The organism is Brevundimonas sp. S1H14 (genome assembly GCF_047716865.1).
GTDB lineage: Bacteria > Pseudomonadota > Alphaproteobacteria > Caulobacterales > Caulobacteraceae > Brevundimonas > Brevundimonas naejangsanensis.
The window spans coordinates 928,538-948,727 of record NZ_CP136679.1 but is presented as its reverse complement, the minus strand read 5'-3'; the positions used below and the strand labels follow the sequence as shown (position 1 = coordinate 948,727).

The 20,190-nt window shown below is 66.1% G+C and carries 21 protein-coding genes and 1 tRNA gene; 10 read left to right on the top strand and 12 right to left on the bottom strand.

Going from position 1 to position 20,190, the window contains the following annotated elements; translation table 11 throughout:
* Window positions 1–132 precede the first annotated feature (132 nt).
* Complete coding sequence (locus tag RSD66_RS04595) at window positions 133–585, top strand: DUF983 domain-containing protein (protein ID WP_024353565.1); 453 nt, start codon at window positions 133–135, stop codon at window positions 583–585.
* A gap of 62 nt (window positions 586–647) precedes the next feature.
* Here the strand turns inward: RSD66_RS04595 and RSD66_RS04590 are convergent, their stop codons facing one another.
* From RSD66_RS04590 to RSD66_RS04575, 4 genes are all read right to left on the bottom strand, one after another.
* Window positions 648–3,038, bottom strand: coding sequence for a TonB-dependent receptor (locus RSD66_RS04590; RefSeq protein ID WP_415289179.1), 2,391 nt, complete (start codon window positions 3,036–3,038; stop codon window positions 648–650).
* Between the two features lie 117 nt (window positions 3,039–3,155).
* On the bottom strand, window positions 3,156–3,389 hold the full coding sequence (locus RSD66_RS04585; RefSeq protein ID WP_025978483.1) for a hypothetical protein: 234 nt from the start codon (window positions 3,387–3,389) through the stop codon (window positions 3,156–3,158).
* 37 nt (window positions 3,390–3,426) lie between these two features.
* Window positions 3,427–3,915: a hypothetical protein gene (locus RSD66_RS04580; RefSeq protein ID WP_346523986.1), complete on the bottom strand. Its 489-nt coding sequence runs from the start codon at window positions 3,913–3,915 to the stop codon at window positions 3,427–3,429.
* Window positions 3,916–3,992: 77 nt separating this feature from the next.
* Window positions 3,993–4,562, bottom strand: coding sequence for a helix-turn-helix domain-containing protein (locus RSD66_RS04575; protein ID WP_415289178.1), 570 nt, complete (start codon window positions 4,560–4,562; stop codon window positions 3,993–3,995).
* An 87-nt stretch (window positions 4,563–4,649) separates the two neighbouring features.
* Between RSD66_RS04575 and RSD66_RS04570 the strand changes: the two genes are divergently transcribed.
* Window positions 4,650–5,438, top strand: coding sequence for a prepilin peptidase (locus RSD66_RS04570; RefSeq protein ID WP_415289177.1), 789 nt, complete (start codon window positions 4,650–4,652; stop codon window positions 5,436–5,438).
* Here the strand turns inward: RSD66_RS04570 and RSD66_RS04565 are convergent.
* Window positions 5,435–6,319: a hypothetical protein gene (locus RSD66_RS04565; RefSeq protein WP_415289176.1), complete on the bottom strand. Its 885-nt coding sequence runs from the start codon at window positions 6,317–6,319 to the stop codon at window positions 5,435–5,437. The genes RSD66_RS04570 and RSD66_RS04565 overlap by 4 nt on opposite strands.
* A 73-nt stretch (window positions 6,320–6,392) precedes the next feature.
* Window positions 6,393–6,527 carry a hypothetical protein gene (locus tag RSD66_RS04560; protein WP_415289175.1) on the bottom strand — a complete coding sequence of 45 codons (135 nt, stop codon included), beginning with the start codon at window positions 6,525–6,527 and terminating at the stop codon, window positions 6,393–6,395.
* Between the two features lie 87 nt (window positions 6,528–6,614).
* Between RSD66_RS04560 and RSD66_RS04555 the strand changes: the two genes are divergently transcribed.
* Complete coding sequence (locus RSD66_RS04555) at window positions 6,615–7,175, top strand: OmpA family protein (protein WP_024353572.1); 561 nt, start codon at window positions 6,615–6,617, stop codon at window positions 7,173–7,175.
* A 210-nt stretch (window positions 7,176–7,385) separates the two neighbouring features.
* Here RSD66_RS04555 and cueR read toward each other — a convergent pair whose 3' ends face one another.
* Together cueR and RSD66_RS04545 are read right to left on the bottom strand one after the other, a co-directional pair.
* Window positions 7,386–7,802 carry a Cu(I)-responsive transcriptional regulator gene (cueR, locus tag RSD66_RS04550; protein WP_024353573.1) on the bottom strand — a complete coding sequence of 139 codons (417 nt, stop codon included), beginning with the start codon at window positions 7,800–7,802 and terminating at the stop codon, window positions 7,386–7,388.
* Window positions 7,802–10,306 carry a heavy metal translocating P-type ATPase gene (locus RSD66_RS04545; protein ID WP_415289174.1) on the bottom strand — a complete coding sequence of 835 codons (2,505 nt, stop codon included), beginning with the start codon at window positions 10,304–10,306 and terminating at the stop codon, window positions 7,802–7,804. Before RSD66_RS04545 ends, cueR begins: the two co-directional genes overlap by 1 nt.
* A 513-nt stretch (window positions 10,307–10,819) precedes the next feature.
* On the opposite strand from RSD66_RS04545, the gene RSD66_RS04540 reads away from it, so the two are divergent.
* On the top strand, window positions 10,820–11,179 hold the full coding sequence (locus RSD66_RS04540; protein WP_415289173.1) for a hypothetical protein: 360 nt from the start codon (window positions 10,820–10,822) through the stop codon (window positions 11,177–11,179).
* Between the two features lie 208 nt (window positions 11,180–11,387).
* On the opposite strand, the gene RSD66_RS04535 is transcribed toward RSD66_RS04540, so the two are convergent.
* A tRNA-Arg gene (locus RSD66_RS04535) sits at window positions 11,388–11,464 on the bottom strand.
* Between the two features lie 285 nt (window positions 11,465–11,749).
* Here RSD66_RS04535 and RSD66_RS04530 point away from each other — a divergent pair.
* Both RSD66_RS04530 and RSD66_RS04525 read left to right on the top strand, forming a co-directional pair.
* Window positions 11,750–14,269 carry a helicase-related protein gene (locus RSD66_RS04530; protein WP_415289172.1) on the top strand — a complete coding sequence of 840 codons (2,520 nt, stop codon included), beginning with the start codon at window positions 11,750–11,752 and terminating at the stop codon, window positions 14,267–14,269.
* Window positions 14,266–14,550 carry an RNA-binding S4 domain-containing protein gene (locus RSD66_RS04525; protein ID WP_029673250.1) on the top strand — a complete coding sequence of 95 codons (285 nt, stop codon included), beginning with the start codon at window positions 14,266–14,268 and terminating at the stop codon, window positions 14,548–14,550. Before RSD66_RS04530 ends, RSD66_RS04525 begins: the two co-directional genes overlap by 4 nt.
* On the opposite strand, the gene RSD66_RS04520 is transcribed toward RSD66_RS04525, so the two are convergent.
* Window positions 14,547–15,197, bottom strand: a complete 651-nt coding sequence (locus RSD66_RS04520) for a YceI family protein (RefSeq protein ID WP_415289171.1) — start codon at window positions 15,195–15,197, stop codon at window positions 14,547–14,549. The two genes, RSD66_RS04525 and RSD66_RS04520, sit on opposite strands and share 4 nt — an antisense overlap.
* 169 nt (window positions 15,198–15,366) lie before the next feature.
* On the opposite strand from RSD66_RS04520, the gene fdxA reads away from it, so the two are divergent.
* A complete protein-coding gene (fdxA, locus tag RSD66_RS04515) occupies window positions 15,367–15,708 on the top strand; it encodes a ferredoxin FdxA (protein WP_003166185.1) in 342 nt (113 codons plus the stop codon).
* Window positions 15,709–16,017: 309 nt separating this feature from the next.
* Window positions 16,018–16,560, top strand: coding sequence for a CarD family transcriptional regulator (locus RSD66_RS04510; RefSeq protein WP_024353585.1), 543 nt, complete (start codon window positions 16,018–16,020; stop codon window positions 16,558–16,560).
* Window positions 16,561–16,636: 76 nt separating this feature from the next.
* On the opposite strand, the gene RSD66_RS04505 is transcribed toward RSD66_RS04510, so the two are convergent.
* The gene (locus RSD66_RS04505; RefSeq protein ID WP_233551947.1) at window positions 16,637–17,122 is read right to left on the bottom strand and encodes a DUF3617 domain-containing protein; all 486 of its coding nucleotides are present in this window, start codon (window positions 17,120–17,122) and stop codon (window positions 16,637–16,639) included.
* A 250-nt stretch (window positions 17,123–17,372) separates the two neighbouring features.
* Between RSD66_RS04505 and rpmB the strand changes: the two genes are divergently transcribed.
* Window positions 17,373–17,669 carry a 50S ribosomal protein L28 gene (rpmB, locus tag RSD66_RS04500; protein ID WP_003170390.1) on the top strand — a complete coding sequence of 99 codons (297 nt, stop codon included), beginning with the start codon at window positions 17,373–17,375 and terminating at the stop codon, window positions 17,667–17,669.
* 105 nt (window positions 17,670–17,774) lie between these two features.
* Window positions 17,775–19,457, top strand: a complete 1,683-nt coding sequence (locus RSD66_RS04495) for a M1 family metallopeptidase (RefSeq protein WP_415289170.1) — start codon at window positions 17,775–17,777, stop codon at window positions 19,455–19,457.
* Window positions 19,458–19,629: 172 nt separating this feature from the next.
* Here the strand turns inward: RSD66_RS04495 and RSD66_RS04490 are convergent, their stop codons facing one another.
* Window positions 19,630–20,151, bottom strand: a complete 522-nt coding sequence (locus RSD66_RS04490) for a hypothetical protein (RefSeq protein WP_415289169.1) — start codon at window positions 20,149–20,151, stop codon at window positions 19,630–19,632.
* Window positions 20,152–20,190: the final 39 nt, after the last annotated feature.

Here is a 20,190-nt window from a genome sequence, read left to right as displayed (position 1 = left end):
CGCGAAGGGCTTTAATCGTCGTTAACGGGGCCGGACCCGAGGGTCTGTCGGCCCATAGGACAAAACACCCGCTTGCTTCCCCATGGCGAACGGCCGACATCATGGACATCGTTCGCCGCAGGAACAGTTTTAGTGTCCGACCCCGCCTATCCTCCGATCAGCCCGGTGAAGACCGGCATCCGCGCCCGCTGCCCCCGCTGCGGCCAGGGCCCCGTGTTCAAAGGCTATCTGAGCCTGCGCGAGTCCTGCCCCGAATGCGGGCTGGACTACAGCTTCGCGGATCCGGCGGACGGCCCGGCCTTCTTCGTCATGTGCGCCGTCGGCGTCGTCGGCATGATCGCCTTCATGATCTTCGAGTTCACCGTTCATCCGCCGGTCTGGGTCCACTTTCTGGTGACCTTCCCGGTGCTGGCGGCCATGTGCCTGTCGGTGCTGCGTCCCTTCAAGGGCTGGATGGTGTCCGAGCAATATTTCCACAAGGCCGAGGAAGCGACCTTCATCAGCGTCGGCAAACATGGCGAAGGCTATGGCTGGCGCGGCCAGGCCGAGCGCGCGGCCAAGGCTGTAGACCGCGACAAGAACTGATCTGTCGCGACCGTGAATTTAAAAAAGGACGCCAGCATCGCCGGCGTCCTTTTTTCATGGCCTCAGCGCATGAGCCGCAGGGTCACGCCCACCGTGCGCGGCGCGCCCAGGAATGCGCCCAGCGTGCCCGTCTGGAACGGCGCGCCGAAGGCCACCTGGCGATAGTCCTGATCAAACAGGTTGCGGCCCCACAACTCGACGCTCCACGCATCATCGCGGGCCAGGGCGACGCGGCCGTCGACCAGCCAGAAGCCCGGTTGGCTCTTGGCCGGGTCCAGGTCCGAGCCGGTGTTGTATTCCGACGAATATTTGGCCGCCAGCGTCACCCGACCAGTCAACCCCGCCGCCACCGGCCGCTCATAGGTTCCGGCCAGCGATCCGCTCCACTGGGGGGCGAAGTTCATCCGCTTGCCCGCCAGCAGCGGCAGGCCCGGCACGGCGTCGTGTCCGTATTCCGTCTGGGCGTAGGTCAGGCCGCCCTGCAGCGACAGGCCCTCGAACGGCAGGAACATGAAGTCCGCCTCGACGCCCTTGGCCCGCACCTCGGGGATGGAACGGACCAGGAAGGTCGTGCCCAGGAAGGTGTTCAGCTGGAAGTCGTCATAGGTCTGGCGGAAGGCGGCGGCTGAGACCAGCAGGCGCCGATCCAGCATCACGCTCTTCACCCCCGCCTCGGAGGCGTCGGCGCTTTCCGCCGGGAAGGCGCGCGAAGCGTCGGGGACCAGATTGGTCTGCCCCCGGTCCAGGTTGAAGCCGCCGTTCTTGCGCCCTCGCGACCATGATGCGTAGAGGCGCGTCCCCTCCGCCGCCTTGAACTCGGCGCGGGCCATGCCGGTCCAGGCCTCGTCCTTGACCGTCTCGGACTGGCTCAGACCGTTGAACGCCGGATTAGACCACGGCAGGCACAAGGTGGCGTTGCTCACGCCATTGGCCAGCGCCGCCGCGCAGGCCCGCCCGCCGTCGGTGTTGTGATAGGCGGCCGTCATCTCCTTGGTCTCATGGGTGCGGCGCAGGCCCCCGGTCAGGGTCAGGCGGTCGGTCACGGCGTAGGAGATCTGGCCGAACAGCGCCGCGCTGCGGGCCGTCTGCCAATAGCGATCCAGTTGGCCCTCGCCTTCGACGAAGTTTTGGCCGACAGGCAGGCCGGTCAGGGTCGAGACGTAGTTCGGGTCGCCCAGCGGGTTCAACGCCGAGCGCGACAGCAGACGGCTGACGTAGCCTTCGTAATCGGCGCCGTAGAGCAGGCTGTCGCGGCGAGTCAGCCTCTCATCGGCGAAGAAGGCCCCCGCCGACCAATCCAGCTTTCCGTTCTGACCCGACAGGCGGAACTCCTGCGTCAGGGTGCGGAAGCGGTTCGACCAGCTGCCGTCGTCCGGGCGATAGGCCAGATCGGCCGAGGTGAAGTCCCAGTCCTGACTGATGACGCCGCGCCAGTCACGCACCGCCGAGGTGCTTTCCAGCGTCGCCCAGCCCAGATCGGCGTTCAGGTGCAGCGCCAGCCCCTTGTCGCGGATGCGGGTGTTGGTGTCGCGGTTCGAATAAGCCACGCGATCCCACGGCTTCGGCGTCGTCGCCACGCCGCCGTCGGACGCGAAGGTCGCCAGCAATGGCGCCGTCTCGCCCGTGACCAGTTGCACGCCGACGCAGCAGCGCTCGTCCCGCTCGGTCCAGTCGGCGGTCAGGCGAGCCGTCAGGTCCGGCGTGGCGCGCCACAGCAACTGACCGCGCACGGTGTCATAATGTTCGGTCTGATCGTCGGTCGAGGTGCGCGGGCCCTCCCCCGTTTTCTTGGCTCCCGTCTTCACGTCATAGAGGCCGTCTCGGCGACGCGCGGCGACATACAGCCGCCCGGCCAGAACCTCGTCCACGATCGGGCCCGTCAGGGAGACCGAGCCGCCATGCGTCCCATAGTCGCCGAACGTCGCCTCGCCCGCCATGCGCGCGTCGAACGAAGGGGCGGCGGTGACCACGTTGATGACGCCCGCCGAGGTGTTCTTGCCGAACAGGGTCGCCTGCGGGCCCTTCAGCACCTCGATGCGTTCCACCTCGCCCAGATCGCCCAGGGCCGCGCCGTTGCGCGGGCGATAGACGCCGTCGATCATGACGCCGACCGAGCTTTCCACGCCCGGATTGTCGCCCACCGTGCCGACGCCGCGGATGCGGGCGGTGGTGAAGGTCTGGTTCGACGTCGAGGCCACGATCAGGCCCGGCGCCAGGATCTGCAGATCCTTGATGTCGCGCACGCCGACGCCGTCCAGCAGGGGCTGGGCGGCCACCGTCAGCGACAGGGGCGTGGCCGCCAGCGGCGCTTCGCGGCGCTCGGCCGTCACCACGATCTCGGACACCTGGGTCGGTCCGGCGTCAGCGGGCGCATCCGCCAGAACAGGCGCGGCGAAAGCGAGCACGGACAGGGAGGCGGACGCGAGAGACGCGGCGCGAACAGCAGAAATCATGGGAGGAAAAACCGCTTTGCGGAGCGACGGCGCAAGGCCTCGTCGCGGACTGGCAACGGCTGTAACAGTCCGGTCGGCGGGACGAAACCCTGGCCGACGATCATCAAATGATGACTTTCAGGCTCGCCCCGCCAGCGGTCCCGAGGCGCGCGGAGCGAAGCTGTGCTCCACCCGGCTGCGATGGGCGTCGACGTCGTTACGAACTCCGCCGCCGATGCGGCACAGCTGCTCCAGCCCACGCCCGCCGCCGCTTTCATGCGATGTGATCAGGTCCAGAAGACGCTCCGCCTCAGCCAGGGTCTCGGGCCGCTGCTCCAGCAGCCAGACCTCAAGCGCGCCCAGTTCAGCCATCAGCCCCGCCGCTCGAACGGACGCTTCCAACCGCTTGTCATTCCATTGACGGAGCAGCGCGCGGGCCGCCTCCATCGTCCAGTGTTGAGCCATATCGCCCCCCAAAGGCGAAGCGTCGGGCGGCTTCGATTTCCCAGACGCCGAAGAAAAATGTCAGTGATGTCAGGAGCCAGAGGACCCAAATCAGCGTCATCGCGGCCCAGGCCAGACTGGTCGAGGTCAGGAACGGCGCGACGTAGACCAGGCTCGACACCAGATGCAGCGCAGCGGTCATCACGATCCACCAACGCCCCGCCCGTTCGGCGATCAGCCACAGGGCGATAAAGGCCGCTGCATCGATCAGGATCACGCCGAACTCAAAGCCATCTTGGCCAGTATTATCAATGGCATATGATAGTGTCAGAGCCATCAGCACGACTCCCGCCGCCGCGCGGTCCCAGGTCCTTCCTCGCCAGAGAAGCAGGGAAAGGCCTATCAGACTGAACGCCAGCAATGCGAACTGCAGTGCGAGTTGCAAGGGACTCATCAACGTCTCCGCTCGGCCCGACGGTCGTCAGGCGCTTAATTCCCTTTGATCATGCGCATCTCCGCCATCCCGAAGCGTCAGCGCAGGCCTTGGATCATCTCAAGGACGGGAGGGATCAAACTGACCGCAGCGGCTGCGAGCAGAATCCACGCCAGCGCGCCGCCCAGGATCAACAGCAGGACAGAGCCGCCGATTCTGCGTGGCCGACGCCAGCGCCCCAGGCGCAGGTAACCTCCGTAGAAGGGAACCGGCCAGGGAGTCTTCCCGTCCTCGACACGGCCAGAACCTGCAAGGACGCCCTGTTCTGACGGCAGAAGCGGCGCGGGCGACAGGGGCGACGATTGCCCTGAGTAGGAATTACTCAGCAGGCGAGCCGCCTGCTGGCGGTCGGAAACGCCCAGCTTTTCATAGGCGCGATGCAGATGGTTCTGAACGGTGCGCGGCGACAGGTTCAGTTGCTGGGCGATTTCCTTGTCGCCCAGACGCTCCGCCACGAGCAGAAGAATTTCCCGTTCGCGCGGCGTCAATTTATCGATCGCCGAAACTATGGTCACAAAACCTGAATATCCATTTGAACTATCGTGCGTCCAGTCTTCAGCGACGCGTCCGACCGATAGGTCGTTAGGTGTCGCCGCGATACGACACAACCTTTGCGTCGCAGCAATTCGATTGCATGTCGCCGGGAGATCGCCGCACTAGGGGCCGGACCTGGATATGGAGACAGAGGGAAACGCATGCTGGCGACGTTGATGGGCGGCCTGGGACTAATCGTGGGCAGCTTTCTGGGCCTGGTCAGCCTGCGCCTGCCGCAGGGTCAGGATGTCGTCGTGCAGCGCTCCCGCTGCGGGTCATGCGGCCGTCCCCTGAAGCCCTGGCGACTGATCCCCGTCGTCAGTTGGGCGGTAACGCGAGGGAAGTGCAGCGACTGCGGCGCGGCTATTCCTGTGCGCTATCCCCTGATCGAACTGGCCGCCGCCGCCATCGGCGTCTGGGCGGCGCTGCGCTTCGACGATCCCGCCTGGGCGTTGGCGGGGGCGGTGCTGGGCTGGCAACTGCTGCTGATCGCCATCATCGACGCCGAGCATTTCTGGCTGCCGGACGCCCTGACCCTGCCGCTGTTTCTCAGCGGCCTGTTCGCGGCCGTGGCGCTGGACCCCGCCAATGTGCAGAGCGGCCTGCAATGGTCGCTGGTCGGCCCGCTGAAGACGCCCTTGATCGGAGCGGCGGCGGGCTTCGGCGTCCTATGGCTGCTGGCCTTTATCTATAAGCGCCTGCGCGGTCGCGACGGTCTGGGCGGGGGCGATCCCTTCCTGCTGGGCGCGATCGGCGCCTGGGTCGGCTGGATGGGTCTGCCCAGCGTACTGCTGTGGGCGTCCCTGAGCGGCCTGAGCGTCGTCGCGGCCAAGGTCGTCCTTCGCCGCCCCATCGCCAGGACCGACCGCCTGCCTTTCGGCGTCTTTCTGGCGATCGGCGCCTGGCTGACCTGGCTTTACGGCCCCCTCGGCCTCGGGTTGCTAGGCTAGAGGGACAGCAGGTCAGACCAGCGCCAGCGCCCGCCGCTGCCCAGCGCCACGCGCGGCGCGCCCGGCTGGTCGCTGAGCGTCAGCAGCACATAGCCGTTCACCGTTTCCGCCTTACAGGCGCGCGGCGAGAATCCAACCGTGACGGCGATGGCCTGACGCACCCCGGCCAAACCCTTACCTTCCTCGCCGGGGCTCTGCAGCCAGTCGCCGTTCCACATCAGGATAGCCTGCCCCGAGGCGCCGGATGTGCGATAGGCCTCTCCTATCGCCGCGTTGATGCGCGCATCGTTGCGCAGGGCGTCCTGGATGCGCTTGACCATGTCGCACCCCTGCCCCGAACCACCGCCTGTCCCTGAACCGGAGCCGCCGCCGGAGCCGCCTGTCCCGGAGCCCGTCCCGCCGCCCCCGCCCGTCCCCTGCCCCGCGGTTAAGGCGCCGCTGAGCGCGCCATCTCCCAGCAAAACAAAGGACACGCTGGGTTCAGGCGCCGAGACCGGCAGCGGCTCAACCTGCGGCGCCGGAGGCGTCGGACGACTGGGGCGAGGCGTCGGCGGCGTCGGCGCGGCGCGCGCCTTCTGGGGCGTCTTCGCCGGGACCGGAACGGGGGCCGCTACTGCGGGCGCGGCAGGCGCCGGTTCAGGCTGAGGCGCGGGTGCGGGCTCCGATCCTCCCGCAGGCGCATCGCCGGGCGCCGGCTCTGACGGCGGGGGCGGAGGCACAGGCGGCTCGACCAGAGTCACCTCGACCAGCGGCGTCGGCGCAGGCTCGACGACAGGCTTGACCGGAGCCGTCACCATAAGCGCCAGGATCAGGCCATGCGCCGCGACGCTGGCCGCAACCGGCAGAGCCCTGGAACGTTTACGCCTCGAGGCCCGGCTCACCCCTGGTCGCCTGTTCCGCTACAGGTTCCGCGAACGCCCAATGGTGACACTTGCAACAATGGCTCCTCGTCCTTCAGCTCGCGCGAAGCTGATCACCTGAGAGCGTCAGGAAAAAGGCGTCAGCCAAGGCGGTTGAAACAACAAGAACGGCGGTTTGTTTAAATTTTTTTACAGTCAAGCTGAACCTTTTCACTTCTTCGCGCGTCATTGCTCCGCCGTTTTGCAACCGACACCGGTGCGGCGCGTAACCCCCCCGGAGTTGGGCCGGGCACGAAGGAGACTTGATTTGATCAAATTGGCACCCAGGACCGCCGTCGTCGGCGCTATCGCCATTCTTGGCGTCGCCGTCAGCGGCTGCGCCAGCCATCGGTTCGTCCGCGACAACGTCCAGGTCGTGAACGAGCGCGTCGACGGCGTCGACAGCCATCTGACGCAGGTCGAAGGCACGGCAGGCGAAGCCCTGGCCCGCGCCAACGCCGCGCACAAACTGGCCCAAGGCAAATTCCTGTACGAAGTCGTTCTGTCGGACGACTCGGTGAAGTTCCCGGTCAACCACACCGAACTGTCGCCGGAAGCCGAACAACGCCTGGCCGAACTGGTCCAGCGTCTGCGCGCCGAGAACGCCAACGTCTACCTGGAAATCCAGGGCCACACGGACTCGACCGGCACCAACCAGATCAATGAGCGTCTGGGCCAGGAACGCGCCGAAGCGGTGCGTCGCTTCCTCAGCGATCAGGGCATCGCCCTGAACCGCATGGCGACCATCTCCTATGGCGCCGCCAAGCCGGTCGCCCCCAACAACACCCGTGAAGGCCGCGCCCAGAACCGCCGCGTCGCCATCATGGTTCTGGCCTAACAGCCAAGAGCGAAATCAGCTGAGTTGGACGCATGGCCAACTCAACTCGGATATTCGCTCCAGATAGTTCTGGACCCTTGTTCTGGGTGCAGTCGATTCCGACTGAACCGAAAAGGGTCTAGGCATTCGTTCCGGCCTCCTGCCCCGGCCGGAACGAGAAACGGCGGCGTCCTGTCAGGGGCGCCGCCGTTGTCATTTTGACTTTCAGGTTCAGTCCGCGCGCTGTTCCTGCCCGGTCGGTGCGCCCGCCAGATCCGACAGGATGGGACAGTCCGGGCGGTCATCGCCGGCGCAGCAATGGGCCAGGTGGCGCAGGGTGTCGGCCATCTCGCGCATTTCGCGGATGCGGGCGTCCAGGTCCTCCAGATGCTTCTGCGCCATCGCCTTGACCTCGCGGCTGGGGCGGGCGTCGTCGCGCCACAGGGACAGAAGGCGGCTGATCTCCTCGATCGAAAAGCCCAGCCCGCGCGCCCGCCGGATGAAACGCAGGTCGTTCAGGTCGCGCTCTGAAAAGTCGCGGTAATTGCCCTCGGTGCGATCGGCGGGGCGGATCAGGCCCTGCGCCTCATAATAGCGGATCATCTTGGCCGAGACGCCGGTCGCCTGAGCCGCCTTGCCGATGTTCATCACGCGGCTCCCTTCACGCTGCCGATGTGGGGTTTGAAGGTCTTCAGACGCAGGGCGTTCAGCACCACGCTGACGCTGGACAGGGCCATAGCCCCCGCCGCCAGCATGGGCGACAGCATCACGCCGAAGACCGGATACAGCACCCCCGCCGCCACCGGGATCAGCAGGACGTTGTAACCAAAGGCCCAGGCCAGGTTCTGGCGGATATTGTTCATCGTCGCCCGCGACAGGCCGATGGCGCTGACCGCGCCGCGCAGGTCGCCGCCGGTCAGGACCACGTCCGCGCTTTCAATCGCCACGTCCGAGCCGCCGCCAACCGCCAGACCCACATCCGCCGCCGCCAGAGCCGGAGCGTCGTTCACACCGTCGCCGACGAAGGCGACCCTGCGCCCGCCCGTCTTCCCAGCCTTCTCTTTCATAGCCTCGATCACGGCCACCTTGCCGTCCGGCATGACCTCGGCGTGGACTTCGTCGATGCCCAGACGACGCGCCACGGCGGCGGCGGTGCGGCGGTTGTCGCCGCTGATGACCGCGACCTTCAGACCCAGTTCGTGCAGTGCGGCGATAGCCTCACCCGTCGTCGCCTTGACCGGATCGGACACGGCGATGATGGCGGCCAGCCGGCCGCCCACGGCGGCGTAGAGCGGCGTCTTGCCCTCGTCGCCCAGACGGGCCGCCGTCTCGGCGAACACGTCTACGTCGCAGCCCAGTTCGGCCATGTAGCGGTCGGCGCCGACGGCGACGCGCGCCCCGTCGACCAGACCCGTCACCCCCTTGCCGGGGATGGAGGCGAAGTCCTGCGGCTCGACCACCGTCACGCCGCGCGCCTCGGCGGCGGCGACCAGGGCGCGGGCCACCGGGTGCTCGGAGCGGATCTCCAGCGCCGCCACCTGAGCCAGCACCGTCGTCTCGTCAAAGCCCTCGGCCGTGACCAGATCGGTCAGCGTCGGCCTTCCCTCGGTCAGGGTGCCGGTCTTGTCGAAGGCGACCACGTCCACGCCCTGCAGGGCCTGAAGCGCCTCGCCCTTGCGGAACAGAACGCCCAGTTCGGCCGCACGACCCACGCCCACCATGATGGAGGTCGGCGTCGCCAGCCCCATGGCGCACGGACAGGCGATGATCAGCACGGCCACCGCACTGACCAGAGCCATACCCAGCGACGGCGACGGCCCGAACAGGAACCATACCGCGAAGGTCAGGGCGGCGACGGCCATGACGGCGGGCACGAACCAGCCCGTCACCTTGTCCACCAGGGCCTGAATGGGCAGCTTGGCCCCTTGAGCGGCTTCGACCATCTTGACGATCTGGGCCAGCACGGTCTGGGCGCCGACCTGACGCGCCTCGAAGCGGAAGGCGCCCGTGGTGTTCAGCGTGCCGCCCGTGACCTCGGAGCCGGCGATCTTCTCGACCGGGATCGGCTCGCCCGTCAGCATGGATTCATCGACGAAGGAGGCGCCGTCCGCGACCACGCCGTCGACCGGCACCCGCTCGCCGGGACGCACCACGACCACGTCGCCGACCTTGACCGCATCAATCGCCAGGTCCTGCTCGACGCCATCGCGCACCACGCGAGCGGTCTTGGCCTGCAGCGACATCAGGCGGCGGATCGCCTGACCCGTTCGGCCCTTGGCCCGCGCCTCGATCCAGCGCCCGACCAGGATCAGGGTGACGATCACCGCCGCCGCCTCGAAATAAATCTCAGCCGTGCCTTCAGGCAGCCACTGCGGCGCAAAGGTCGCCACCGTCGAGAAGGCCCACGCCGCCGTCGCGCCCAGCACGACAAGGGAGTTCATATCCGGCGCCGCTCGCAGCAGGGCGGGCACGCCTTTACGGAAGAAAACGGCCCCCGGCACGAACAGCACGAAGGTCGCTAGCACGAAGCTGACGACCTTCCAGTTGAAGGCGCCGATCGTCTCATTGACCCAATGATGCACGCCCGGCACGAAGTGCGAGCCCATCTCCAGCACGAACAGCGGCAGGGTCGCCGCGCCCGCGATCAGCACCGCGCGGCCCAGCTTCCTGATCTCGGCGTCGCGGGCGGCCTGTTCGCGGTCGCCGGCGTCCGGCCCGGCGTCCTCGGACGCCTCCAGCACATAGCCCGCCTGTTCGACGGCGGCGGCCAGATCCTGGAACGTCGTCGCCCCCGACAGGAAGCGCACCGTCGCCCGCTCGGTCGCCAGATTGACGCTGGCCGACAGCACGCCCGGCACGGCGGCCAGCGCCTTTTCGACCCGGCCGACACAGGAGGCGCAGGTCATGCCCCGTACGGGATAGACGGCTTCCTCCTCCATCGGCTCATAGCCCGCGCTCCTGATGGCGACGGCGACGGCGGCGGCGGAACCGTCAGGCGACAGCGACACCTGCGCCCGCTCGGCGGCCAGATTGACCTGCGCCTGCGTGACGCCCGGCACGGCGCGGATGGCCTTTTCGACCCGACCCACGCAGCTGGCGCAGGTCATGCCCAGCACGGGTAGATCCAGTGTTCTGAAGCCTTCGGCGGCCATGGCGTCGTCCTCGCAAACCTTTGACGACGACACTGGTAAACCTTCCCATCAAGGGAAGGTCAACACCCCCTCGACACACCACGGCCCAAAGCCCCGCCAACAGCAGGACGCACGGGTGAGGATTGAGGTTCACAGGCTGGCGCAGACCAAGGCCCTGCCGACACCACGTGCCTGCGCCCCGTGACCCACGGAGTAAGGGAATTATCGGGACCACTTAAGCCCTGCTCAGTCGGACCCCGCAATCGTTGGGCTCTAGAAATCTAACCAGTTAAGCCGACCACCTGAGAGTGGCTCAAACCCAGCCGAAACCACCTAAGAGTGGCTCAATCGGCCACCCTGCGGACGCAGCACAGGCCTGATTGTTTAGCTACGTCTGGAAAGACGCCAAAAGTCGTCAGTCAGATGCCGCTGCCCCTGTACCGAGTCCAGCTGGCTTGCCCGAGCTTTTAACTTCATCGCAGTTTCCGTTCGGATGGGAAGCGACCTTCAGCCTTACCCCGGCCGAATGTCTGCTTGCCGATAGGGGGCAATGTCCGCTGTTGGCGCTCAACGGTCGACGGCATCGCCGACGACCGCTTCGACCGGGCCACGATGTTCAACAAGACGGCGGTCAAGCTTTCGCGCATCTATCGGAACGAGGGCGCCGTGCCCGCCGACCAGCTCGCGGAGACGGTCCGCCAGGCGTTGCAGAACCCAAGCTTCGAGCGTGAGGTCTGGATCGTCGCCGGCCGCCTGCTGGACGTGAAGGCTGTCCGGAAGAAGACCCAGAAGAAGACGCTCTCCCATCGCGACCGTCAGCTGCTGATGTTTCTGGAAAGCCTCGGCACGGCCTGCGGTCGCGCGAACGCCCGCTTGCGTGTGTTTGGCCACTAGAACCGGTGATGGCGGCTGGCCCAGGCGCATCGCGCATGTCCGCATTCCGATTGAGTTTCGATGACCGCTTCTGGCGCATAACTGCCATAAAAGCTGCGCAGCCAACCGCCCCAAAATGCCGCCTCGCCCTCCGCCGTTGCGATTGACTCGCAAGTTGCGCCACTCTTAACTGGTTTTGAGCCAGTTCTAAGTGGTCTCGACAAAGGAATGGCGACCCCGGGAGGACTCCAACCTCCGACCTCGGCTTTAGGAAAGCCTTGCTCTATGCAGCTGAGCTACGGGGCCACGCGCGTCTGCCTAAAGGAGGTTGAGGCGTCAGGGAAGCCCCTGCGAAACCTGAACGCGTGACGGCGACCGTGCAAGGGTTCGGCCTTGTGGTTAAGGCGTGTTAAGCTACTATACCTAGTATGGAACAAAGCCTGAATCGGCGAACGTCGCTGATTCGGTCATGATTCGTTTCGCCCGTGTTCCAGGGGCCGGTAAGGTTCCGCTTACCAATTCTTTTTCGTGCATGTCGGGATCGCCGCGCCGCTTGTGAAAGCCGGCGGGGTTCGCCACCTTGGGCCGGTCATGAGCGACCGTTCCGCAGGCATGGCCCCATCGCGCGTCACGGCGATCCTGGGGCCCACCAACACCGGCAAGACCCATCTGGCGGTCGAGCGGATGCTGGGTCACGCCTCGGGCATGATCGGCCTGCCGCTGCGGCTGCTGGCGCGCGAAATCTATGAGCGGATCGTCAAGCGGCGGGGGGCGGCCTCGGTCGCCCTGATCACCGGCGAGGAGAAGATCGTCCCGCCGCGTCCCGCCTTCTTCGTCTGCACGGTCGAGGCCATGCCGCTGGAGCGGTCGGTCGACTTCCTGGCGGTGGATGAGATCCAACTGGTCGCCGATCCCGAGCGCGGCCACGTCTTTACGCAAAGACTGCTGCACGCGCGCGGCCGGTTCGAGACCATGTTCCTGGGCGCCGGAACGATGGCCCCGCTGATGCGGTCGCTGGTTCCGGATGCGGAGATCGTGACCCGCGACCGGCTGTCGATGCTGTCTTACGCGGGGTCGAAGAAGCTGACCCGCCTGCCCCGGCGTAGCGCCGTCGTCGCCTTCTCGACCGAGCAGGTCTACGCCATCGCCGAGTTGCTGCGCCGTCAGAGGGGCGGAGCGGCCGTGGTCATGGGCTCGCTTTCGCCCCGCACCCGCAACGCCCAGGTCGAGCTGTTCCAGTCGGGCGAGGTCGATTTTCTGGTCGCCACCGACGCCATCGGCATGGGGCTGAACATGGACGTGGACCATGTGGCCTTCGCCGGTCTGAGAAAGTTCGACGGGCGACGCACCCGCTGGCTACACGCCGCCGAGATCGGCCAGATCGCCGGGCGGGCGGGACGGCACCTGCGCGACGGCACCTTCGGCGTCACCGGCGAGACGGAAGAGCTGGACGAGGATCTGGTCGAACAGGTGGTCGAACACCGCTTCGATCCGGTCGAGGCGGCCGAGTGGCGCAGCGGGCGGCTGGACTTCGATACGCTGCCCGACCTGTTGCGATCGCTGACAGTGACCCCGGATCGGCACGGGCTGCGGCTGACGGCGCAGGCGCTGGACGAGACCCTGCTGCGGCGCTTTGCGGTCGATGAGGACGTCAGGAAGATCGCCCGCTCGCGCGGCGCCCTGATGCGGCTGTGGGAGGCGTGTCAGCTGCCCGACTTCCAGAAGACGACCCTGGACGAACACGCCCGCCTGTCGAAGGAGATCTTCACCGCCCTGACCAGCCGTCGCGGGCGGCTGACCGAGGACTGGGTGGCGCCGCGCTTCAATGATCTGGATCGCGACGACGGCCAGATCGACCAGCTTTCGGCGCGGCTGTCTGGGGTGCGGACGCTGAGCTACATCGCCAACCGGCCCGACTGGATGGCGGGGGCGCAGGAGTGGCGCGACCGGACAAAGGCGCTGGAGGAACGGCTCAGCGACGTGCTGCACGAACGGCTGACGGCGCGTTTCGTCGATCGGCGCACGGCGGCCCTGATGCGGGCGCTGAACGTGCGCTCCGACGTGCTGGCGGGCGTGGCCGAGGACGGCGAGGTCACAGTCGAGGGCGAGGTCGTCGGTCATCTGGACGGCGTCTGCTTCACCGTCGATGCGGGCGGATCGGCGCTGGCCGACCGGGCGCTAAGGCAGGCGGCGAAGCGCGCCGTAGGGCCGGAGGTGGCGCGGCGACTTGGGCGGCTCGCGGCGGACGACGACGCCGCCTTTTCCGTTACGCCGGACGGCGGGCTGCTATGGAACAGGGCGCTGACCGGGCGCATCGTCAATGAAGACCCCTTCTCGCCGCGCGTGCGGCTGCTAGGTGAGTTGGGGCCGGTCCCGGCGCGCGAGCGGGCCGAACGGCGCATGGAGGCCTGGCTGGCGGGCGAGGCCGGGCGTGCGCTGAAGCCGCTGAAACGCCTGCGCCACGCGATCGAGAGCGGCGCCCTGACCGGCCTGCCGCGCGGGCTGGCGTTCCGCCTGATCGAGGCGGGCGGCCTGATCCCCCGGCGCGAGGTCGAGCGCGATCTGGCGGCCCTGAGCCAGCATGAGCGGCGCACGCTGAAGACCTTCGCCATCCGCGTCGGCGCCCATTCGGTGTGGCTGCCCGGCGTGATGAAGCCGCGCGGGGCGACGCTGGCGCAGGCCTTCCTGCCGCGTGAGGCGACGAAGGGGCTGGCGGGAGAGGGTCTGCTCCACCTGCCCGAACCGGCGCCGTCGGCGCACGCCCTGTCGGCGTTCGGGCGGCGCGCCGTCGGCCGCTGGACCGCGCCGGTCGAGGCGCTGGAGACCTTCGCCGAGGCTCAGCGCGCTGCGGGAAAGGCACCGCTGTCGGGGCAGGCGCTGAACGACCTCGGCTGGACGGCGGATCAGGCGAAGGCGATCCACGCCGCCCTGCGCCTCCCCCGCGTCGAACGGGCGCCGCGCCCCGGCAAGCCCACGCCGCCGCCCAAGGATTCGCCCTTCGCCGCCCTGGCTCAACTGACCCAGCCGCCACGGCCCGCCGCCAAGCCCAAGGCGGAGCGCAGGCCCCGTCGGCGTCCTCGGCGGGCCCCGGCGGGCAAGCCCGCCGAATGACCATCGAGAGCTGCCGCATCGACGTCTGGCTGTGGCGCGCCCGCTTCGCCAAGACGCGCAGTCTGGCCGCCGCCATGGTCGAGAAAGGCGCCATCCGCCTGACGCACAACGGCGTCCAGACCCGCCTCGACAAGCCCAGCCGCAGCGTCCATCCCGGCGATGAGGTGCTGTTCGCCCAGGCCGGGCGGCTGATCGCCGTGCGCGTGGTGCAGATGGGCGACCGACGCGGACCTGCGCAGGAAGCCCACGCCCTTTATGAACCGCTGGACGCGGCGGACTAACCCGCCGCCATCACGAACTCGCCCTCGATGTGCAGCTTCACCTCGTCGCCCAGGGCGGGCAGGCCGAAAGTGATGCCGAAGTCCGACCGCTTGATCGTCGCCTCGCCGTCGAACCCGGCCTTGTAGCCGCCCCGCGTCGGACCAGCCTGATTGAACTCGACCTCCATGACCACGGGGCGCGTGACGCCGCGCAGGGTCAGGTCGCCATGGACCGTCGCCTCGTCGCGATCGTCGGCGTCGACCACGATCCGGGTCGAACGGAAGGTCGCCACCGGATGGTTGGCGGTGTCGAAGAAGTCAGCCGTCTGCAGGTGTTTGTTCAACCCGTCCGAGTTGGACGCCACGTCCGTCAGAGGAATGGTCGCGGTCAGGGTGCTGGCGGACGGGTTGGCGGGGTCCAGCTTCAGCTCGGCCTGGACGTTCACGAACTGGCCGACATAGGTGGAGAAACCCAGGTGATCGACGGACCAGGTGATCTTGCCGTGCTCGGGATCCAGCTTGTAGTCGCCGGACTGAACCTCGGACGGAACCTTGGTCAGGGCGGCCTGGGCGACGACCGCGCCCCCGGCCAGAAGGCTGAGCGCCACGCTCGCGGCGCCGATGCGGCCCATGGCGGAACGCGTGATGAAACCTTGATTGAAACACATGGGGACAGGTCTCCGGGCGGATGATGATCCGGCGTCATGAAGAGAGAGCGCGGCCCGGCGCCGTCGAGCCTGAACAGCTTTGCATCAGCGCCTTCGGTTGACAGTTGGTTCCGACGGGGCCATTTGCCCGCCCTCGACCTCCTCGCTGCCACGGGCCCATCCGAACGCCATGACCTACATCGTCACCGACGCTTGCGTGAAATGTAAGTTCATGGACTGCGTCGAGGTGTGTCCGGTGGACTGCTTCTACGAGGGCGAAAACTTCCTGGTCATCGCCCCTGACGAATGCATCGACTGCGGCGTGTGCGAGCCTGAATGCCCCGTCGACGCCATCGTGCCCGACACCGAGGACGAACCGGACGGCAAGTGGCTTCAGGTCAACGCCGAATACGCCAAGGTCTGGCCGAACATCACGGTCAAGGGCGTGCCCCCGGCGGATCGTGAGCAGTATGAGCGCGAAACCGGCAAGTTCGAGAAGTATTTCAGCCCCAAGCCGGGCAAGGGCTCCTAATAATCCGCCACATTGCAGTCACAATGTGCCGCCGGTCGCCGACGGCCCTGTGGATGTTTTGAGATTTCCTAATTTTATGATAGGTTCCTCCCTATTCGAAACGGGCGGTTCCGCAACTCTGCGCGCCGCCCGCATTTACGACAGAACCTCGCCGCGAGGACGGGGTCGGCCAGAGGTTCGGTGATCCTTTTTCGCGTCTGACAATGCGACCTTCCGCTCAACCGCCTGGCTTACGCCCGGCGGCGGGGTGGATTTTGCTTTCAAAGATGCGGCGGAGATCTCGCCCCTTCGGTTCGGGAAAGGAATGACATGACGAGCAAGACCGGTCTGGAATTCAAGGTTGGCGATGCGGTGGTCTATCCCGCGCATGGCGTCGGCAAGGTCGCCGCGATCGAGACTCAGGAAGTCGCCGGCATGGCGCTCGAAGTCTACGTCGTGACCTTCGAGCACGAAAAAATGACCCTGCGCGTCCCGACCAAGAAGGCCAAGACCGCCGGCCTGCGCACCCTGGCCGCCGACGACACCGTGACCAAGGCCCTGACGACCCTGAAGGGCCGCGCCCGCGTCAAGCGCACCATGTGGTCGCGTCGCGCGCAGGAATACGAAGCCAAGATCAACTCGGGCGACCTGATCTCCATCGCCGAAGTGGTCCGCGACCTGCACCGCGCCGACACCCAGCCGGAACAGTCCTATTCCGAGCGCCAGCTCTATGAATCGGCCCTGGACCGCATGGCCCGCGAAGTCGCCGCCGCCAACAAGATCGACAAGGACGCCGCCATGGCTCTACTGGGCAAGTCGCTCAGCGCCAAGAAGCCGGTCGCCCCTGCCGCAGAAGAGGCCGAGGCCGCCTGATCTCAGGCGACCGACTAATGATAAAAAAGGCCCGGCGGCGACGCCGGGCCTTTTGTTTTTGGGACAAGAGCGAAGTTTAGAAATACTCCGCTCCGGCCGGGCATTGGGCGGCCAGACGCCGCGCCGTGATGCTGGCGGGAATGTAGGGGGTGCCGCGCGCCAGTTGGGCGCCGCCGTTGAAGCGGAAGGCCTGTTCTTCATAGGTGCCGTTCAGGCGCACATTGATGCGGCGGCCCTTGTGGTCCTGACAGCTGCCTTCAAATCGGGCCTTGCCGTCGCCGACCTGGCGGGTCGGATAGGTGCACCGCCATTTGCGCGTCGACAGGCCGCCGAAGAAACGGTTGATCTCGCTGGGACGGACGCACTTCTGCTCAGTGTCGCGCGAACCCATCACGCTGGTGGTGTACTCCCAATAGCCGGGCAGGACCTCGGACTGGGCGGCCGACTGAGCCTGGGGCGCCGACGCAGGCGCGGCCAGCATCACAGCGCCCGCGACCATGGGGGCCGCGACAGCCATCAGCTTGGCCAGGTGGGGCAGGGTCTTCATGGATTTGCCGTTCATGGGACTCATCATGGGTTCTTTATATAGTCACGGCTTGAACGGCTGCTGAACAAAGGCGATCCCTCGCCTTCACAATGACTCAGCGCCAGCCGCACGACGACCGCATGACGACCGCACGACGACTCTGGCCTTGACGCGCGATGATTCATTCCTCTATACGGCCCCCTCTCGCGCAGGCCTCCTTGGCTTGCCGCGCCCCTGTTTCATGCGTCCGCGCCGGTATTGCGGATGTGACCTTGAGGATCTTCAGATGTCGCGTCGCTGCGAACTCACCGGTATCGGCCCGATGGTCGGCAATCACGTGAGCCACTCCAACATCAAGACCAAGCGTCGTTTCCTGCCGTCGCTGAAGACGGTCAAGGTTCAGTCGGACGCTCTGGGCCAAACCTTCTCGCTGCGTATCTCGAACGCCGCCCTGCGCACCCTGGACTTCAAGGGCGGCCTGGACGCCTTTATCGTCAAGGCCCGCGACGAGCAGCTGTCGATCGCCGCCCTGCGCATCAAGCGTCAGGTCCGCGCCAAGCTGGCCGAGCAAGCCGCCGCCTGATCGGCGTCGACTGACGGATTTTGAAGAGGCCGGTGGAAACACCGGCCTTTTTCTTTTGAGTGCGCTCCCGCTACCCTCACGGCTCGTCCAGCCGGAGCCTCAGCCTTGCGTCCTCTCGCCGCCCTCATCCTGACCACGAGCCTGCTGTCGTGGCCCGCTGTCGCGCAGGAGGCCGCGCGCGAAACCTCCGCCTTCACCCTGTCCAGCGGCACGCCGCGCACGCCCGAACAACTGGCCCTGCGTTTCGACAAGGCGGACCTGTCCTTCAAACTGCTGCCTGAGACGCAGTCGCTGGAAGGCGTCGCCGTTCTGGACTTCACCGCCACAGCGCCGACGGCGGCGGTCGTGGTCGAGTTGGACGTCGCCTTCGCCATCGCCGCCGTCACCGTGGACGGTCAGGCGGTCGCCGACTGGTCCAATCCCGAGGGGCGGCTGACCATCCCCCTGCCCCGCCCGCTTTCGACGGACGAAACAGCCACTGTCCGCATCGCCTATTCCGGCCGCCCGCATCAGGCCAGGCGCGCCCCCTGGGACGGCGGCTTCGTCTGGACGACGACGCCCGACGGCCAGCCGTGGATCGCCAGCGCGGTTCAGGGAGAGGGCTGCGACCTGTTCTGGCCCTGCATCGACCATCCGCAGGGCGAGCCGGAGCGCGTTGACCTGCATATCACCGTGCCCTCTGCCCTCAGCGCCCCCGCTAATGGCCGTTTCCTGGGCAAGACCGACAACGGCGACGGCACGACCATCTGGAACTGGACCACGCGCCAGCCCGACACCTACGCCATCAGCCTGAACATCGGCCCCTATGTGGAGATGGCCGCCGACTATCAAAGCCGGTTCGGCAATGTGATTCCCATGCGTTTCTGGCGGCTGGCATCCGCTGACCCGGCCAAGGCGCAGCGCCTGTTCGACGAATTCCCGCAGATGCTCGACTTCTATGAGGCGACGATCGGCCCCTTCCCCTTCGGCGACGAGAAGATGGGCGTGGTCGAGACGCCGCACCTGGGCATGGAGCACCAGACCATCAACGCTTACGGCAACGGCTATAAGCTGGACGGCAAGGGCTACGACTGGCTGCTGCAGCACGAACTGGCGCACGAATGGTTCGGCAATCAGCTGACCAACGCCGACTGGGACGACATGTGGCTGCACGAAGGGTTCGGCACCTATATGCAGCCCCTCTACGCCCGCTGGCTGAACGGCGAACGGGCCATGCAGGCCGAGCTCCAGACCATGCGGCTGACCCTGGCCAACCGCTTCCCCGTGGTGTCGGGCAGGCTTCAGGACGCGGCCACCGTCTATGACGACAAGACCGGCCCGGGGCTGGACCTCTATTACAAGGGCGCACTGATCGCCCACACCCTACGCCTCTTCATCGGCGACGACGCCTTCTATGAGAGCCTGCGCCGCCTGGTCTACGGCCGCCCCGATCCGCAGCCGGGGAACTTCCGGCCCCGCTACGCCGCGACGCCGGAGTATGTCGCCATCGTCAATGAAGTGACCGGCCGCGACATGGGCTGGTTCTTCGACGCCTACCTCTATCAGGCCGCCCTGCCTGATCTGGTCATGACACGGCAGGGCGAGCAGGTGACGCTGGAGTGGAAGACCGGAAACAGCCGCCCCTTCCCCCTGCCGGTCGAGGTCGAGGTCGACGGCGAATTGCTCTCTCTGCCCATGACCAACAGCCGCGCAATCTTCACCGCTCCTGCGCGTGCGCACATCCTCCTAGACCCCGGCTCAAAAGTACTGAGGCGGCTGGAGTATCTGGAGCGGTGGAAGGCATCGTAAGCGAGACCTGACGTTTCAGTGGCGCTTGAAGGCGCCCGAGGCTCCATCCAGACTTGCTGAATGCTAGCACTTAAAAAAGAAAACCGGATGAAATCATCCGGTTTAGTTAACTCAGGGGAGCTTAAATATTAGCATAGAGGATTATCATTAACAGCTTAGCTATTAGCCAGCTTTACATTTTTAGCTCGCCGGCAGTCGGCGCAACTGGAGTGATATTCAGATATCCTGTTGCGTAACAAGTAGAAGGAGATCCAGTAACAGTAGCCGTAGGATCAGTTACAATACGATTGGGACCCTTACTTCCCCAATAAAGCTTTAGTGGAGCCAGAACACCAGAGCATGTTCCTGCTCCAGCCTGAATATTAACATTAATATTGATAGAGCCTTCATCTGCGCCACTAGGGGAACCGGTGATGAGTTGCGGCGGCGGGGGGCTCAGAGGGCGGATCAAGGTGCCGCAAAGCGGATGCCCCGGAGAGAATGTCATACTGGTGATGTAAGCTTGACCAGCAGCATTAACCTCTATGGTAGCGTCAACATTACAGTCTACACCATCAATCGTCTGATAGAGCTCAAGATTTCCAACAGCCTTAAAAATACCTGGGGCCGGTTGAAAGGATTGAGCATTAGCCACTCCAAAGCTGGAAACAGCCAAAACAGCCGCACAAGAAACTACAGAAAGCGTCTTAGTCATAACATATAACTCCGTCTTTCATAAGTAGCCATTATAGGC